The organism is Erwinia sp. MYb416 (assembly GCF_037479575.1).
GTDB lineage: Bacteria > Pseudomonadota > Gammaproteobacteria > Enterobacterales > Enterobacteriaceae > Erwinia > Erwinia rhapontici.
Genome location: NZ_JBBGYT010000372.1, coordinates 1 through 515, shown reverse-complemented (window position 1 = coordinate 515; position 515 = coordinate 1). Strand labels below are relative to the sequence as shown.

At 62.7% G+C, this 515-nt stretch carries 1 protein-coding gene; it reads left to right on the top strand.

Going from position 1 to position 515, the window contains the following annotated elements; translation table 11 throughout:
* Nucleotides 1–515: tRNA lysidine(34) synthetase TilS (tilS, locus tag WH277_RS05375; RefSeq protein WP_339504850.1), on the top strand; the 515-nt coding region annotated here is incomplete at both ends.

The following is a 515-nucleotide window of genomic DNA, read 5'->3' as shown; positions in this document are numbered from 1 at the left end:
GCTGCGGGCAGTGCATATTCATCATGGCCTCAACCCGCTGGCGGAGAGTTGGGTCACGCACTGTCAGCAGCAGTGTGCACGCTGGCAGGTGCCGCTGGAGGTGGTGTATGTCAGGGTGGATGCGCGTCAGGGAGGGATTGAAGCTGCCGCACGTACCGCACGCTATCAGGCCTTCCGTCAGCGGCTGCGGGCGGGGGAAACGCTGTTAACTGCCCAGCATCAGGACGATCAGAGTGAAACCCTGTTGCTGGCGCTGAAACGCGGCAGTGGTCCGGCTGGGCTGGCGGCGATGCCACAACAGCACAGATTGGGCGAACATCGGCATCTGCGGCCTCTGCTAACGCACGGCCGCCAGCAACTGGAGGAGTGGGCCCATCAGCACCAGTTGACGTGGATTGAGGATGACAGCAACAGCGATGCGCGCTATGACCGGAATTTTCTGCGCCTCGAGGTGATGCCAATGCTGAATGCCCGCTGGCCACATTTTTCACGTGCGGTGGCCCGCAGCGCAGCGC